The organism is Streptomyces chromofuscus (assembly GCF_015160875.1).
Lineage (GTDB): Bacteria > Actinomycetota > Actinomycetes > Streptomycetales > Streptomycetaceae > Streptomyces > Streptomyces chromofuscus.
Genome location: NZ_CP063374.1, coordinates 3,074,129 through 3,088,459, shown reverse-complemented (window position 1 = coordinate 3,088,459; position 14,331 = coordinate 3,074,129). Strand labels below are relative to the sequence as shown.

Below are 14,331 nucleotides of genomic sequence, written 5' to 3'. Positions count from 1 at the left end.
ACGGAGCAGTCCCGCCCGCGCTGCGGATGCGGGGGCGGGACGTGCGGGGGAGTCTCCAGGTGTCTGGAGGTTCACGATGGGTTCACTGCGACTGACTCTTTGTACCGGCGTGCTGGCCACCACCGCCGCCGTCGCGCCGGTGGCACACGCGGCGGACGACGGGGCCTCGGCCGGCCCGGGCGAGGACGCGTCCGAGTCGATCACGGCACCCAGCACCCTCGCCGACGCCTCGCCGTCCCCGGCCGAGCCGGCCTCGGCGGCACCGTCGGCGCTGGTACTCCCGTCCGAGGTCGTAGCGGCGGCACCGTCGCTGCAGGTTCTCCCGTCCCAGGACGTCCCGGCGGCCCCCTCGGTCCAGGTCCTCCCGTCCGAGGACGACGCGGGGGCCGCGACGGCCCAGGTCCTCCCGTCCGAGCTCGCCGCGGGGGCCGCGACGGTCCAGGCTCTCCCGTCCGAGCTTGCCTCGGCGGCCCCCTCGGCCCCCGCGCTCCCGTCCGAGTACGCCTCGGCCACCCTCCATCCGCCCGCCTACGCCTCCCCGGTCGCCCCCGTCAAGGCGGGCGGCGGGGGCACCGCGAACCTCGCCGTGGACGCCCGCGGCACCGGCCCCAACACGGCCCACGCGGTCACCGGCCTGGTCCTCGCCGGCGCCGCCTGCGTCGCGGTCCTGGTCCTCGGCTATCGCCGTAACCGTGGGACGTGTTGACCATGATCCTGTCCGACCCGGAACGCTCCACCGGCACCGGACGGCTCGTCACGGGCGTGGTCTGGGCGCTGCTGCTGCTCGGGCTGTGGCTGTGGGGCCGTGAGGTGACCGACGTACGGCACGGCGTGTCCGCGCCCACCACCGGCGACATGGCGGCGGCGGGCCGCCCGCCCATCGCCGCGCTGCCGCCGGCCGCCGAACCGCTGACCGGCGCGCTGCCCCAGCGCCTCGACGTCCCCGGCCTCGGCATCCAGGCGCCCGTCGTGGCCCGCGGGCTCGATGCGCAGGGCGCGGTCGATCCACCGCCGTACGACCAGCCCGGCGTCGTCGGCTGGTACGCGGCCGGCGCGAAGCCGGGCACCGCCGGCACCGCGCTGATGGTGGGCCATGTCGACACCGCGACCCGCCCCGCCGTCTTCTACAAGCTCAGCACCCTGCGCCCCGGCCAGACCGTCCGCGTCATCCGGGACGACGGCAAGGTGGCCGAGTTCACCGTGGAGGACGTCACGGTCCTCAGCCGTGACCGCTTCGACGCCCAACAGGCCTACGGGGCGCGCAAGCCGGGGCGGGCCGAACTGCGACTGATCACCTGCGGCGGCACCTTCGACCGCGCCGGCCACACCTACACGGCGAACGTGGTCGTCTCCGCGTACCTCACCGGCACCGGTCTGTAACAGGTCCCGGCCAAGCTCGCCGGCGACCTCGTGAACGCAACGCGACGTATGTCAGGATTGGGGCTTGTGGACCGGTGCACCCAAGGGGGAGTTGGATGTACGGCAGCAGGGGGGCGGTCGCGGTCGTGCTGGGGGCGGCACTGCTGATCGCGGGTTGTTCGTCCGGTGACGGCGGCGACGGTAACGGGGACGGGGACGGCGGCGAGAGCGACACCGGCGCCCGCATCACCCAACAGCCCAAGGACGCCGCCCCGTTCTGGGTCAACCCGGACGGTAACGCGGCCCAGCAGGTCGCCGACTACGTGAGGGACGGCAGGAGGAGCGAGGCCGAGCAGATCCGCAAGATCGCCCAGCAGCCGACCGGTGAGTGGATCGGCGCGGAGAACCCGGAGCAGCAGGCGCGCGGCTTCACCGAGGCCGCCGCGAAGGCCGACCGTACGGCCCTGCTCGTCCTCTACAACATTCCGCACCGCGACTGCGGCCAGTACTCGGGAGGCGGCGCCGCCGACGGCAACGCCTACCGCGCCTGGATCGACGGCGTCACCAGAGGCATCGGCGACCGCTCCGCGACGGTGATCCTGGAACCGGACGCGGTGCTGCACCTGGTGGACGGGTGCACGCCGGGCGAGTTCCACGAGGAGCGGTACGACCTGCTGAAGTACGCCGTCGGCAGGCTGAAGTCCCAGCCGGACACCAAGGTGTACCTGGACGCGGGCAACGCGGGCTGGGGCCACCCCGACCAGATCTTCGCGTCCCTGCGGCGGGCGGGCATCGACCAGGCCGACGGCTTCTCGGTCAACGTCTCCAATTTCTACTCCACCGAGGAGTCCATCGCCTACGGCAAGGAGCTGTCCGCGAAGGTCGGCGGCAAGCACTTCGTCGTCGACACCAGCCGCAACGGCAACGGCCCCTACACCGAGGGGAATCCGGACGAACGCTGGTGCAACCCGCCGGGCCGGGCCCTGGGGGAGACCCCGACGACCAGGACGGCCGATCCGCTGGTGGACGCCTACCTCTGGATCAAACGCCCGGGAGAGTCGGACGGCGAATGCAAGGGCGGTCCCAAGGCAGGCGCATGGTGGCCCGACTACGCCTTGGACCTGGCGCGGGCCTCGACGGCCTAGGGGCGCGGGGCGCTGCGCGACAAGGCGCCCGGCGCCCCGCACCCGCGAACGGCACTAGGGAACCCTCACCCACCGCGCGTCACCGGGTACCCCCCGGTCGTCGACGACGAAGAGCATGTACCACCCGGCCTGCACCAGGTTCCGGTTCTGCGGCACTGTCACGGTCACCTTGTCCCCGGAGGTGACGAAGTCCAAGGCGATGGACCGCTGATCCACGTCCGTCACATGCGTCGAGGCACTTGGCCGGATCAGCCGCACCTTCGTGATGGAGGCCGCGTGCCGCGAGGTGAACGTCCCCGACGCGCCGCGCGCGATCGTCCGCGGCCCGCCCGACAGCGACGGCCCGGACCCCCGGTGGAGATACGGCGGCGTGTAGATCTCGATCCGCTGCTCGAACTTCCCCGGCTTCGTGTTGGCCTTGTCGCCGAACAGCGAGTCGGACCCGAAGAACATCACCCGCCCGTCGGGCAGCAGGATCGACCCCGCGTGGTAGTTGCGCCCCACCAATGGGTCGGCGACCCGGTCGAGTTCGCCGGTCTCGGGGTCGTAGAGCCGCGCCTCGAGGATGTCGGAGTCGCCGCGCCCGCGGTAGTCCTCGGAGCCGCCGGAGATCAGCACCCTGTCGTCCGGCAGCACGGAAGCCTGCGGGTAGCGGGTGCCCTTCCCCAGGGACGGCCCGTCGACGAAACGCGGATCGGCGGCCTTGAGGTCGACGATCCTGGTCTTCGCGCTCGACAGCCTGGACTCGCCGACCCCGCCCCCGCCGATCACCATGTACGTCTCGTCCTGGGCCGGCGGCAGCAGCACCGTGTTCGCGGTCTCCAGCATGTTCGCGTCGCTCATCCCGGGCACCTCGGTGAACCTGTTGCTCGTCACGTCCCAGATCCCCGGATCCCGCCCCACGTCGTCCGGCCCGTACCCCGCGTTCGCCCCGGAGTAGAAGATCTTCCCGTTCTGCATCAGGAACAGCGCCGGATACGTCGGGAACTGCCGCTCCTTCTCGGTGTAGGTCCACTGCTTGGTCTCCGGGTCGAACACCTCGTTCTTGCCCGGGACCAACTGCCCGATGTCGTCCAGCCCGGACACACTGAGCACCTTCCCGTCGCTCAACGTGGTGAGCGTCGGATACCAGCGGGCCTCCTTCATCGGGTCGACCTTGACGTACTTCTCGGCGACCGGGTCGAACTCGTAGGCGTCCCGGATTCCCTGGAAGTCCTTCTTGTCCAGCGCCAGCTTCTGCGCGATGCCGTACGTGTTGCGCGCGTCCGCCCCGGTCAGCCCCTGGACGCTGTAGTTGTCCTGGGTGCCGGTCTCGTACTTCGCGCCCTCCTTGGCGGCCTCGACGTAGATCCGTCCGAACCCGGGGTCGTTGCGCAGGAACCGTCCGGTCTTCTTGTCGAAGACCTTCTTCGCGCGCGGCACCAGCACCGGGTCCTTGGAGACGAACGTCCTGCCGTTCTCCTTGCCGGTGAACTTCGTGCCCGCGGGCAGGGTGATCGGCTTGTCCGGGTTCTCGTTGTAGACGATCATCAGGCCGCCGGCCTTCTTCACGTCACCCGCGAGTTTCTCGTACCGCTTGGTGCCGCCCGCGATCAGCAGACGGCCGTTCGCCAATTGCGTGTGGCCCGTGCAGAACAGGTCGTTGGGCGTCGGCACCTTCTCGATGGTGCCCTCGGCCGGGTCCCAGAGCCGGGTGTCGAACCGCTTCGCGTCGAAGTTGTCCTGGTTGTTGCCCGACCCGGCCACCAGCAGGATCTTGCCGGTGTGCAGCAGCGCCGCGTGAATGGTGTTCTGGCGGTACTCCGGCGGGAACTCCACGATCTCCCAGCGGCCGTTCTCCGCCATGTACTCGGGTCTGCTGATGCGGTACTGGTGGTACTTCTCGCTCCCGACCCGGTAGAGCCACGGCCCGTTCATCCCGGCCACCGCCAGCACCACCACCGTGCCGATCGCGAGACGGCGGGCGCGGCGGCGGCCGGCGCGGTCGTTCATCGGGCCACCCCGTGCGCCGGGGTGGGCGTGGGCACACCGTGCGCCGGTGTCGGCGCGGGCACCGCGTCCTGCGGCTCCGGCGCGCTCGGCGCCGTGGGCCGCTTCCTCGCCTGCCGCAGCTCCCAGCGCCAGGCGAGGACCGGCGTGGCGGTAATCAGCGTCGCGAACGACGCCCAGATGATCATCGCGGGGTGGGAGTGACCGAGACAGAAGCCCGCGGCGATCGAGGCGCCGAAGATCAGGACGAAGTACCAGTGGTACCGGAAGGTCCCGAACCACCGGTCCGGGCTCGCCGAGTCGCCCTTGGGCGTGACCACGAACTTGCTCTTGCGCCGCAGCACCGAGTCGATCAGCGCCTTCGCGTACAGCGGCGCCGACAGCGCGGACATCACCATCCCGGCCACACCGCCGGAGCCCTCCGGCTCGTGCGGGGAGACGTTGTGGCGGCGGTTCCAGACGTACAGGCCGATCTGGAGGGCGGAGGCGTTGCCGTAGAGCATCAGCCAGACCGCCGGGTCGATGTTCACGCCCGAGGCGCCCAGCCCCAGGAACAGCGCGCAGCTCAGCGCCGCGAGGATCCAGTTCAGGGCCGACATCGGATAGAAGATGATCATCATCGTGTAGTTGAACAGCTTGGTCGGCGGCAGCGAGTACCAGCCCTTCCAGTACTGCTTGAGGATCGTCTCGTACGTCCCGCGCGACCAGCGCATCTGCTGGGTGAAGAAGTCCGTCCAGGCGCTCGGTCCCTCACCGACCGCGAGCACGTCCGGGGTGTAGACCGAGCGCCACTTCCTGCCGGTGGCCGGGTTGCGGTGGCGGTGGATCTCGAAGCCGGTCGCCATGTCCTCGGTGATCGAGTCGTACAGCCCGCCGATCTGCTTCAGCGCCCTGATCCGTACGGCGTTGGAGGTGCCGACGAACATCGGGGCGCCGTAACGGTTGCTGGCCCGCTGGATCAGCGCGTGGAAGAGGAACTGCTGCGACTCGGCGGCCTTGGTGACGAACGTGTCGTAGTTGCCGTACACCTGCGGGCCGATCACGAAGCCGACGTCGGGGTCGCGGAAGAAGCCGAGCATCCGCTCCAGGTAGTTGGGCAGCGGTACGTGGTCGGTGTCGACGGACGCGAAGAAGTCGTAGTCGTCGCCGTACGCGTCGAGCCAGGCGTTGTAGTTGCCGTGCTTGGTCCTGGCGCGGTGCGGGCCCCTGGCCTGGTTCCACTTCGCGACGCCCTTGCGCGAGAAGTGGTGCACGCCGAGGCGGGCGCAGACCTCCTTGACCTCCGGGTCGTCGCCCTCGTCGAGCAGCCAGACGTGCAGCAGGCCCCGGTGGCGGATCCGCACCGCCGCCTGCAGGGTCCTGGTCACCATCTCCAGCGGCTCCTTGCCGGGCACGAAGGAGGTGAGGAAGGCGACTCGCGTGCCGGTCTCCGGCACCACCGGGACCGGGTCACGGGCGACCAGCGTGGCGTGCGCGTTGGACAGCACGTTCATGCAGCGGAAGAACTCGATCAGACCGATCGAGACCAGCATCACGACGTCGAGCGCGGGCAGGAAGGCGTACGCCGGGTGGTCGCGTTCGGTCCAGTGCGCGGGCTGCAGCAGCCAGACCAGCAGGACCAGCGAGAGCAGCGGCGCGGCCGCCAGCATCAGGGCCACCCGGACGCGGTGCGGCTCCTGGGAGATCAACGAGCGGTACTGCACCCTGTACGGCCTGGTGGGGTCGGGCTCGGTGAGGGGGCCGGCCAGCCGGCTGTAATGCTCGTAGTCGTACCGCGGCAGCGTCCTTCTGATCCGGCGGTACGTCCCCGTGTGGCCGGTCCGGTGCGAGGACACTCCGAGCTGAGTGGTCGGTGACAGGTCGAAGTTCTGCCGGGCGCCCGTCGGCGTCGACGTCATGAGTCATCCCCCCACACGCGGATCGGCTCCGCGTGTCCGTCGGTCCCTTCGCCCGTGCCGGTCCCCCTCGACGTGCACAGGCGTGTGTCCGGTCGCCCGACGCCCCCCTCGGCGCACTCATGAACGGGGCCCCCTTCCCCGCACCACCGGCAACCGGTTCTTTCCCCCCAATTGGCGCGTAACCGCAGCCTCGTGAGACCAGGGTTCTACGCCGTTCCGCATGATCGCAAGATGGGATGCACGGTATTTACCCGTTATACGGGCTCATTCGGACGCAAGGTGGTGTCTGTTGGTGCGCTTGACAGCAGGCGGGTACGAATGTGGCTGAAGTGGTCGCCAATGGCCTGCTCGGCGCGGAGTGAGTCGCCGGACCGCACGGCGTCCAGGATCTCGCGGTGCTGCCGGCAGGTGATCCGGGGATCCTGCGGCACCTCGACAAGGTCCCTGCTCACCCGGTGGAAGGCGTCCCAGAAGGCCTCCAGCACCTCGCTCAGCAGCGCGTTGTCCAGCCCTCGGTAGAGGGTGGCGTGAAAGGTCCGGTCGGTCCCGGCGAGGGAGACCCCCTGCGCGGCCCGCCGGTCCATGGCGTCCACGAGTGCCTCCAGCTCGGCGAGGTGCCCTTCCGTGAGCCGCCCCGCGAGCCGCGACACCAGCCCCGTCTCCATCGCCTCACGCAGCCGCAGCAGCTGCAGCAGGCTGTCCTCGCCCCGGTGGTGCCCGGCGACGGTGCGGAAGGCGAGGCCCTCGATCATCGGGGCGAAGGACATACGGCCGACATAGGTGCCGAAGCCGTGCCGTATCTCGACGATGCCCATCGCCTGGAGGGCCTTCAGTGCCTCCCGGACCGAGTTACGGCTCGCCCCGAGGAACGCCATCAGTTCGGGCTCGGTCGGCAGCGGCGCCCCAAAGGCCAGCCGGCGGTCGACGATGAGCTTCTTGATCCTCTCCTGGAGGTCACGCGCAGCCATGGCCAGAGGGTAACCGGCCATAACCGCGGAGGACCCTGCTCCGACCGCGCGGGAAGAAGCCCCGCGGAGGGCATGCGAAAGGCCCCCCACCGAAGTGAGGGGCCTCGCCGTCTGTGCGCCGCCAGGGACTCGAACCCCGGACCCGCTGATTAAGAGTCAGCTGCTCTAACCAACTGAGCTAGCGGCGCCTGCTGACGTCGTTAACTCTACATGACCTCCGGGGGTGCTCCCGACCACCGGCGAGAGGCCCCCACCGGGGCCGGAACGGGTGCCGTACATCATTCGGACCGTCAACATGCGCGCCGTGACGACAGTTGTGAAACGCGGTCGGTCCTCCTGCCGGACACGGCTCTGCACACGGCCGCCCACATCCCGGCCCTGGAGAAGGAGCTCGGCAAGCCGGTCCTCACCGCCAACCAGGTCACCGTCTGGGAGGCGCTGCGCCTGGCGGACCGTCGGGTGAACGCACCGGAGCTGGGCGCACTGTTCACCAGGGAGCCGATCGTGCAGGTATGACCCTCGGGATCGGCGAGGACCAGGAACGATGGGGGCCTTGTGAGGATGCGGGACCGACGGGGCGTTGGTGAGCGTCCGGGACCCATCAGGGCTGGTGAGGGACGCGGGACCTATGGGGGGCCTGGTGAGCAGCCGGGATTTTCGACGGCCTTCGTGAGGCCGCGGGCCCTATGGGGGGCCTGGTGAGGAGCCGGGACTTTCGGCGGTCTTCGTGAGGACGCGGGACCCATGGGGGCCGAGGCCGCAGGACCTACGAGGGCCTTCGTGAGAACGCGCGACCCCAGGAAGCTCGGCGACGGCGCGGGGGGAATAAGCGGGGACCGTCTCCTGTTAGCGGCTGGAGGACACCGCACGGCCCGATACCAGGAGGCATCCCTTGCCGGACGACGAGATCCGCGGCACCGCACACGGCAGCGCCCCCGTCCCCCTCTCCGTACTGGACCTGGTGACCGTCGGCGCGGGCCGCACCGCCACCGACGCCCTGCGCACCAGCGTCTCGCTGTCCCGGCTCGCGGAGGCCCGCGGTTTCCACCGGTACTGGGTCGCCGAGCACCACTCCATGCCCGGCGTCGCCTCCTCCTCCCCGGCCGTGATCCTCGCCCATCTCGCCGCTCACACCGACCGCCTCCGGCTCGGCTCGGGCGGCGTGATGCTGCCCAACCACGCCCCGCTGGTGATCGCCGAGCAGTTCGGCACGCTGGAGGCGATGGCCCCCGGCCGCATCGACCTGGGCCTCGGCCGCGCCCCCGGAACCGACGGCGCCACCGCGGCCGCCCTGCGCCGCACCGACCGGCTGAACGAGGGCGCCGACGACTTCCCCGAGCAGCTCGTCGAGCTGACCCGGTTCCTGGACGACGACTTCCCCGACGGCCACCCCTACCGCCGTATCCACGCGGTCCCCGGCCCCGTCCAGGCCACCTCGCCCGGCGGCGTCCAGTCCCCGCACCGCCCGCCGATCTGGCTGCTCGGCTCCTCCGGGTTCAGCGCCCGCCTGGCCGGCCTGCTCGGCCTGCCCTTCGCGTTCGCCCACCACTTCTCCGCGCAGAACACCATTCCCGCGCTCGACCTCTACCGGGAGTCCTTCAAGCCGTCCGCCGTTCTCGACGCGCCGTACGCCCTCATCGGCGTCTCCGCGCTCGCGGCCGACGACGAGAAGGAGGCCCGGCGCCAGGTCCGCGCCGCCGCGCTCAGCATGCTCCGGCTGCGCACCGGACGGCCGGGACTCGTGCCCACGCCGGAGGAGGCCGAGGCGTACGAGTTCAGCCCGCTGGAGCGGGAGTTCGTCACCTCCTGGAACGCCAACGTCATCCATGGCACCCCGGACGAGGTCCGCGCGGGCCTGGACGACCTTCACAAGCGCACCGGCGCCGACGAGTTGATGATCACGGCGAACGCGCACACCGGCGAGATCCGCCTGCGTTCCTACGAACTGATCGCGGACGCCTACGGGTTGCCAACCGCCTGACCGAACGGGCAGCGGAGCAACTGGGAGATGCGATCCGGCGGCACCGGCCGGGAGTACAGCCACCCCTGCCCGGTGTCGCACCCGATCCGGCGCAGCCGGCCGGCCTGTGCCGAGGTCTCGACGCACTCCGCGGTCACGGTCAGTCCCAGCCGGTGCGCCAGCTGGATCATCGCCTCCACGATGACCTCGTCGGCCGGGCTGGGATGGGCGCCCGAGTCCTCGTACTGGAAGCCCCGGACGAAGGACCCGTCCAGCTTCAGCACCGACACCGGCAGCCGGCTGAGGTAGGCGAGGTTGGAGTAACCGGTGCCGAAGTCGTCGATGGCGATGCGCACGCCCATCTCGCTGAGCGCCTGCAGGGCCTGCAACGGGCGGCCCGCGGAGCCCATCACCGCGGACTCGGTCAACTCCAGCTGGAGCAGCTGCGGGGCGAGGCCCGTCTCGGCCAGGGTCTCGGCGACGTCCGCGACCAGGTCGGAGTCCCAGACCTGGCGCACGGCCACGTTGACGGAGACGAACAGGGGCGGGTCGTCGGGGCGTTCGAGCTGCCAGCGGCGGGCCTGACGGCAGGCGGTGGCGAGCACCCAGCGCCCCAGGGGAACGATCGCGCCGTCCTCCTCCGCCAGTCCGATGAACCGATTCGGCGTCAGCATGCCGAACTGCGGGTGGTTCCAACGGACCAACGCCTCGACCCCGCTCAGCCGCCCGTCCGCCATCCCGACCAGCGGCTGGTACTCCAGGACGAACTCGCCCCGGTCGATGGCCGGACGGAGCGTGGAGGCGAGCGCCTGCCGGGTCATGCGGTGGGCGTTGCGCTCCGGGTCGAACAGCGTCCAGCGGGACTTGCCGTCCGCCTTCGCCCAGTACAGCGTGGTGTCCGCCGCCTGCATCAGCCCGGTCGCGGTGGTGCCGGCGGCCTGCCGCTCGACGACCCCGATCGACGCCGAAAGGGACAGCCGCTGACCGGCGAGGTCGAAGGGCTCCTGCAGGGCCGTGAGCACGGACTCGGCCAGGTCGGCGAGTTGCTCGGTGCCCGTGGAGTCCTCGACCAGCAGCGCGAACTCGTCGCCGCCCAGCCTGGCCACCAGCGGCGCGCTCGCCCTGCCGTGACCCGCCTGGTCCGCGCAGCGGCCCAGCCGCTCGGCCACGGCCGCGAGCAGCCGGTCCCCGACCCGGTGGCCGAGGGTGTCGTTGACCGCCTTGAAGCCGTCGAGGTCGAGGTAGCACAGGCCGATCCGGCCGGTGCCGCCGCGCTCGTACGACTCCACGTCGAGGGCGGCCGACAGGCGCTCGAAGAACAGGGTCCGGTTGGGCAGCCGGGTCACCGGGTCGTGCATCTGCAAGTGCCGCAGCCTGCCCTGGAGTTCACGGCGGGCGCTGATGTCGGCGGCGGTCAGCAGCACGCCGTTCGCGCGGTCGGGCAGCGGGGCGACGGTGACCTGCACCCAGACGCTGTGCCCGTCGGGGTGCTTCAGCCGCCGGCTGCACCGCAGTCGGGCCTCCCGGCCGCGCAGCACCTCGCGGTACGCGTGCCAGGTGCGCGCGTCGGAGGCCAGGTCGACCAGGTCGGCGGCGACCCGTCCGGCCAGTTCGCCGGGGCTCGTGCCGAGCAGGTCGGCGAGGGCCGCGTTGGCGCTGACGACGAGGCCCTCGCGGTCGACGACCGCCATCGCCAGCGGGGCCGCGGCGAAGGCCGATCGGTAGGAGTCGGAGGCGTCGGTCCTGTCGGCCCCGTCGGTCCCGGTACTTCGCGACGCCTGGCTATTACTGTCTGTGACGGCCGGCCCGATGAGGTCTGCCGCGGGCGTCGGCCCTTCGGACGTTCCGCTCACCGCTCGCTCCCGCAGTGCACTCGATCTGCTCGATCTCTGCTCGACCTCTGTCCGGGCAGGCAAGGTCAGGAAAGTGTGCCGATCATAGAGGGCTGCCGACGACGCTCGCAGCCCACTGTCCAGTGTCGCGGAACTCGCGCGGAACGGCCCGCCCTCCTGACAGATCGTTTCTGCCCGTCTGAGGCCCGGTTCTCCCATGGCTCGACCGATTGTGACGGTCTGTGAGCGGTTCGGGGGTGTCGGCCGGTTCAGTGACCCCGCCGGGACCCCGGACTCCTCACTCGTCCGGTGCAGGCAAACAGGGCATACAACAATAAATTCACACAGGCTGGATGCGGTGTCCCGTGAACGCATCCGGAGGTCCATGTGCCGCGCCAGCAGCCCTTGGGGGAACGCACCCGTGAGGCATTCAGGGGGCTCGGCCGCCAAGCCGCCCGCCCCCGACTGCGCAGCACCGCGGCCGTGTTCACCACCCTGTCGGCGCTCGCGGCCACCTCCCTCATCACCTGCCCCTCGGTCGCGGAGCCCTTCGCCGCGGCGCCCTGTGCCCTCACCCGCACCAAGGCCCACCACTCCGAGGGCCTGGACACCTGGAACACCGCCTATCCCCGGCCGGCCGGCGCGCTGGACGCGGTGATGGTCTTCCTGTCCTTCCCGGACTCCCGCCCGCTGACCACCCCGGCCGAACTGGCCGCCGACCACTTCCCGGCCACCAGCCGCTACTTCGCGAGCGCCTCGTACGGCAAGTTCCGCCTGCGCGAGCACCCGCTGAAGCGCTGGATCCGCATGCCGCGCCCTTCGACGGCGTACGCCATACAGCGCGACTGGACCGCCTCGCACCGGGCCGCCTATTTGCGCGACGCCCTGGCCGCCGCCGACGGCCAGGTCGACTTCTCCCACTACGACGTCGTCTACTTCGTCGCCGACCCGCATGCGCCCGGCGTCGACTCCGATGCCACGAAAGTGGTCAACCTGGACACTCCTCTGCGCGCCGACGGCACCGACATCCGCCGGGTCGTCACGGTGTTCGAAAACCATCCGCCGGACCGGCTCGTCCTCGCGCATGAGACGGGTCACGTCTTCGACCTGCCGGACCTCTACCACCGCCCGGTCGACGGAAAGGGCGACTGGGACACCCATGTGGGTGACTGGGACCTGATGGGCAGCCAGTTCGGACTGGCTCCCGACCTGTTCGGCTGGCACAAGTGGAAGCTGGGCTGGCTGGAGCCCCGGCAGGTGGTCTGCGTGCAGGGCGACCGGCCCGTGCGGCTGACACTGGAGTCGCTCGGCGCCGGGCCCGGACAGCCGGGCGTCGCCGCGGCCGGCGCCCCGGCCTTCGGGCTGGGCCGCGGCACCAAGCTGGCGGTGGTGCGCACCGGGGCCGACAGCGTCCTGGCCATCGAGGCGCGGGGCTCCGTCGGCAACGATCAGGAGAGCTGCCGGCAGGGCGTCCTCGTCTACCGCGTCCACGCCGGCGCCGAGTCCGGCGGGGGCCCGGTCCAGGTGATCGACGCCCACCCGCACACGGAGGCGTGCTGGGAGGGCTCGGTGTACCCACCGCTCGCGGACGCGCCGGTCGAGCTCGGGGAGAGCTTCACCGTGCCGGGAACCGGCGTACGGGTGGAGGTGGAGGGGCGCACGGCTTCGGGGGCGTGGACGGTGAAGATCGCGAACGGGTGATCCCCCGGCCGAAACGACGATGGCGAGGACGTTCGCGCTTCGCGAACAGCCTCGCCATCGACAACGTGCGCCGCCAGGGACTCGAACCCCGGACCCGCTGATTAAGAGTCAGCTGCTCTAACCAACTGAGCTAGCGGCGCCTGCTGACGTCGTAGACATTAGCATCCAGGTCGGGGGGAGGAAAAATCGATATCCGCACCGCCGAACGGGCGGCCCGGAGGGCCGCCCAGAGCAGGATTTCGGGGCCCGGGAGCCAGGGCTGACGGGTGTCGGGGGCGACGAGCCAGCGGGCGTCGGAGGCCGGCGCACCGGTGGGTGCGGGAACGGTGACCGCGTCGCCGGTGCCATGGCACAGCAGGGGCGGGATGGCGGCCGTACGGCTGGGGGATCCCGGCCCGGTGGCACCCCACTCCTCCCACTCCAGCAGCGAGGGCAGCCGTTGGGCCGTGCCCGGCGCGGCGAACAGCAGCATCCGGCCGCGGAACACCGCGACCGGTCCCGACCCCGGGCCCTCGTCCCACAGCCGGTCCAGCATCCGGCGCCCGAAGATCGCGGGCACGCTCACGATGTCGAAGGCGGAACCGCAGGGCAGCACCACGGGGGCGTCCGGGCGCTCCTCCCAGAAGGCGAGGGTGCTGCGCGGATACGTTCCTGCCGAGGCGAGCCAGGCTGCGCCGTCCGAGGTCAGTGTGCTGCTGCTCATGGCGTCCACAGGTACCGGGGGTGAACGTCGCGTCGCCGAGAGTTGCCGGAAACCGGGACAGCGGGGGGTGGATCGGGGTACCTTACGCGGCCGGCATATGCCCACCGGGTGGGCGCGGGGCGCCGTCGTCGGCCCCTGAGGAGCCCGCGTCGGCGCGCCCAGTGGCCGCAGGCCGGCCGTCAGTGCCGGTTGTCCGGGGGCTTCAGCGGTGGCCGCTCAGACGGGGTCCGGGCCCCGCGCGTCGACTCCCCGCAGCAGGTCCCGGCCGAACTCCACCATCTTCTTGGCGTAGTCCTCGGTCCACTCGGCCTGCTCGGCGATGTCCGCGGCCGTCAGCCGGTCGAACCGGCGGGGGTCGGCGAGCTGCGCCGCCGCCATGGCCTGGTACTCCACCGCCCGGTCCGCCGCCGCCCGGAAGGCCTGCGTCAGCTCCGTGGCCCGTGCCAGCAGCGTCCGGGGGTCGTCGATCGACTCGAGATCGAAGAAGTGCTCGGGGTCGGAGGCCGCTTCCGCGGGCTCGAAGAGCAGGGGCGCGGGGCGTAGCCGCGGTTCGTTCCGACGCGGCGTGGGCTCCGCCATGTCCTCATCTCCTCCTCGTACGGTTCGATGGCGCCGCCTGTTCCAGGTGGGCCACCCTCCATTCTCTCGCGTCCGCGCAAGGGGGCCCCGGGACCAGGACACCCGGTGCCCGGCGAGACGGGCCGGCACCGGGTGATTCGCTTCCCAGTCGGGCGGGGCCGTATGCATGGGCCGCCCCGGGCGGCGTGCGCGGCTCC

Annotated in this window: 11 protein-coding genes, 2 tRNA genes and 1 pseudogene; 6 read left to right on the top strand and 8 right to left on the bottom strand. The window is 71.2% G+C overall.

Translation table 11 applies throughout. The features are described 5' to 3' along the window. Window positions 1-76 precede the first annotated feature (76 nt). From IPT68_RS13835 to IPT68_RS13825, 3 genes are all read left to right on the top strand, one after another. On the top strand, window positions 77-706 hold the full coding sequence (locus IPT68_RS13835; RefSeq protein WP_189699066.1) for a hypothetical protein: 630 nt from the start codon (window positions 77-79) through the stop codon (window positions 704-706). A gap of 2 nt (window positions 707-708) precedes the next feature. Continuing rightward, entirely contained in the window at window positions 709-1,380 is a 672-nt protein-coding gene (locus IPT68_RS13830; RefSeq protein ID WP_189699200.1) for a class F sortase, read from the top strand. 95 nt (window positions 1,381-1,475) lie between these two features. Then, entirely contained in the window at window positions 1,476-2,504 is a 1,029-nt protein-coding gene (locus IPT68_RS13825; protein ID WP_189699065.1) for a glycoside hydrolase family 6 protein, read from the top strand. Between the two features lie 54 nt (window positions 2,505-2,558). Here the strand turns inward: IPT68_RS13825 and glxA are convergent, their stop codons facing one another. The 4 genes from glxA to IPT68_RS13805 form a co-directional block, all read right to left on the bottom strand. Continuing rightward, on the bottom strand, window positions 2,559-4,496 hold the full coding sequence (gene glxA, locus IPT68_RS13820) for a radical copper oxidase GlxA (protein WP_189699064.1): 1,938 nt from the start codon (window positions 4,494-4,496) through the stop codon (window positions 2,559-2,561). Next, on the bottom strand, window positions 4,493-6,391 hold the full coding sequence (locus IPT68_RS13815) for a glycosyltransferase family 2 protein (protein WP_228040432.1): 1,899 nt from the start codon (window positions 6,389-6,391) through the stop codon (window positions 4,493-4,495). Before IPT68_RS13815 ends, glxA begins: the two co-directional genes overlap by 4 nt. Before the next feature lie 254 nt (window positions 6,392-6,645). After that, window positions 6,646-7,359, bottom strand: coding sequence for a FadR/GntR family transcriptional regulator (locus tag IPT68_RS13810; RefSeq protein WP_189699063.1), 714 nt, complete (start codon window positions 7,357-7,359; stop codon window positions 6,646-6,648). 114 nt (window positions 7,360-7,473) lie between these two features. Next, window positions 7,474-7,547, bottom strand: a tRNA-Lys gene (locus tag IPT68_RS13805). A gap of 139 nt (window positions 7,548-7,686) precedes the next feature. On the opposite strand from IPT68_RS13805, the pseudogene IPT68_RS13800 reads away from it, so the two are divergent. Together IPT68_RS13800 and IPT68_RS13795 are read left to right on the top strand one after the other, a co-directional pair. Further along, window positions 7,687-7,875: pseudogene (locus IPT68_RS13800) on the top strand (decarboxylase); the annotation flags it as partial. A gap of 376 nt (window positions 7,876-8,251) precedes the next feature. Beyond that, window positions 8,252-9,340, top strand: a complete 1,089-nt coding sequence (locus tag IPT68_RS13795; protein WP_189699062.1) for an LLM class flavin-dependent oxidoreductase — start codon at window positions 8,252-8,254, stop codon at window positions 9,338-9,340. Here the strand turns inward: IPT68_RS13795 and IPT68_RS13790 are convergent. Further along, the gene (locus tag IPT68_RS13790) at window positions 9,319-11,172 is read right to left on the bottom strand and encodes a putative bifunctional diguanylate cyclase/phosphodiesterase (protein ID WP_189699061.1); all 1,854 of its coding nucleotides are present in this window, start codon (window positions 11,170-11,172) and stop codon (window positions 9,319-9,321) included. The genes IPT68_RS13795 and IPT68_RS13790 overlap by 22 nt on opposite strands. Window positions 11,173-11,538: 366 nt before the next feature. Here IPT68_RS13790 and IPT68_RS13785 point away from each other — a divergent pair, with 366 nt between their 5' ends. Further along, entirely contained in the window at window positions 11,539-12,852 is a 1,314-nt protein-coding gene (locus IPT68_RS13785; RefSeq protein WP_189699060.1) for a M6 family metalloprotease domain-containing protein, read from the top strand. Between the two features lie 66 nt (window positions 12,853-12,918). Here the strand turns inward: IPT68_RS13785 and IPT68_RS13780 are convergent. The 3 genes from IPT68_RS13780 to IPT68_RS13770 all read right to left on the bottom strand — a co-directional run bounded on the left by IPT68_RS13780 (window position 12,919) and on the right by IPT68_RS13770 (window position 14,134). Then, window positions 12,919-12,992, bottom strand: a tRNA-Lys gene (locus tag IPT68_RS13780). Beyond that, the gene (locus IPT68_RS13775; protein ID WP_407699462.1) at window positions 12,983-13,555 is read right to left on the bottom strand and encodes a bifunctional DNA primase/polymerase; all 573 of its coding nucleotides are present in this window, start codon (window positions 13,553-13,555) and stop codon (window positions 12,983-12,985) included. Before IPT68_RS13775 ends, IPT68_RS13780 begins: the two co-directional genes overlap by 10 nt. Before the next feature lie 216 nt (window positions 13,556-13,771). Next, window positions 13,772-14,134 carry a hypothetical protein gene (locus tag IPT68_RS13770; protein ID WP_189699059.1) on the bottom strand — a complete coding sequence of 121 codons (363 nt, stop codon included), beginning with the start codon at window positions 14,132-14,134 and terminating at the stop codon, window positions 13,772-13,774. Between the last annotated feature and the right edge of the window lie 197 nt (window positions 14,135-14,331).

Excerpts from the sequence above, each read along its gene's own strand:
- IPT68_RS13835 (WP_189699066.1), top strand. The coding sequence starts at position 77 with ATGGGTTCACTGCGACTGACTCTTTGTACCGGCGTGCTGGCCACCACC.
- IPT68_RS13830 (WP_189699200.1), top strand. The coding sequence starts at position 709 with ATGATCCTGTCCGACCCGGAACGCTCCACCGGCACCGGACGGCTCGTC.
- IPT68_RS13825 (WP_189699065.1), top strand. The coding sequence starts at position 1,476 with ATGTACGGCAGCAGGGGGGCGGTCGCGGTCGTGCTGGGGGCGGCACTG.
- glxA (WP_189699064.1), bottom strand. The coding sequence starts at position 4,496 with ATGAACGACCGCGCCGGCCGCCGCCGCGCCCGCCGTCTCGCGATCGGC.
- IPT68_RS13815 (WP_228040432.1), bottom strand. The coding sequence starts at position 6,391 with ATGACGTCGACGCCGACGGGCGCCCGGCAGAACTTCGACCTGTCACCG.
- IPT68_RS13810 (WP_189699063.1), bottom strand. The coding sequence starts at position 7,359 with ATGGCTGCGCGTGACCTCCAGGAGAGGATCAAGAAGCTCATCGTCGAC.
- IPT68_RS13775 (WP_407699462.1), bottom strand. The coding sequence starts at position 13,555 with ATGAGCAGCAGCACACTGACCTCGGACGGCGCAGCCTGGCTCGCCTCG.
- IPT68_RS13770 (WP_189699059.1), bottom strand. The coding sequence starts at position 14,134 with ATGGCGGAGCCCACGCCGCGTCGGAACGAACCGCGGCTACGCCCCGCG.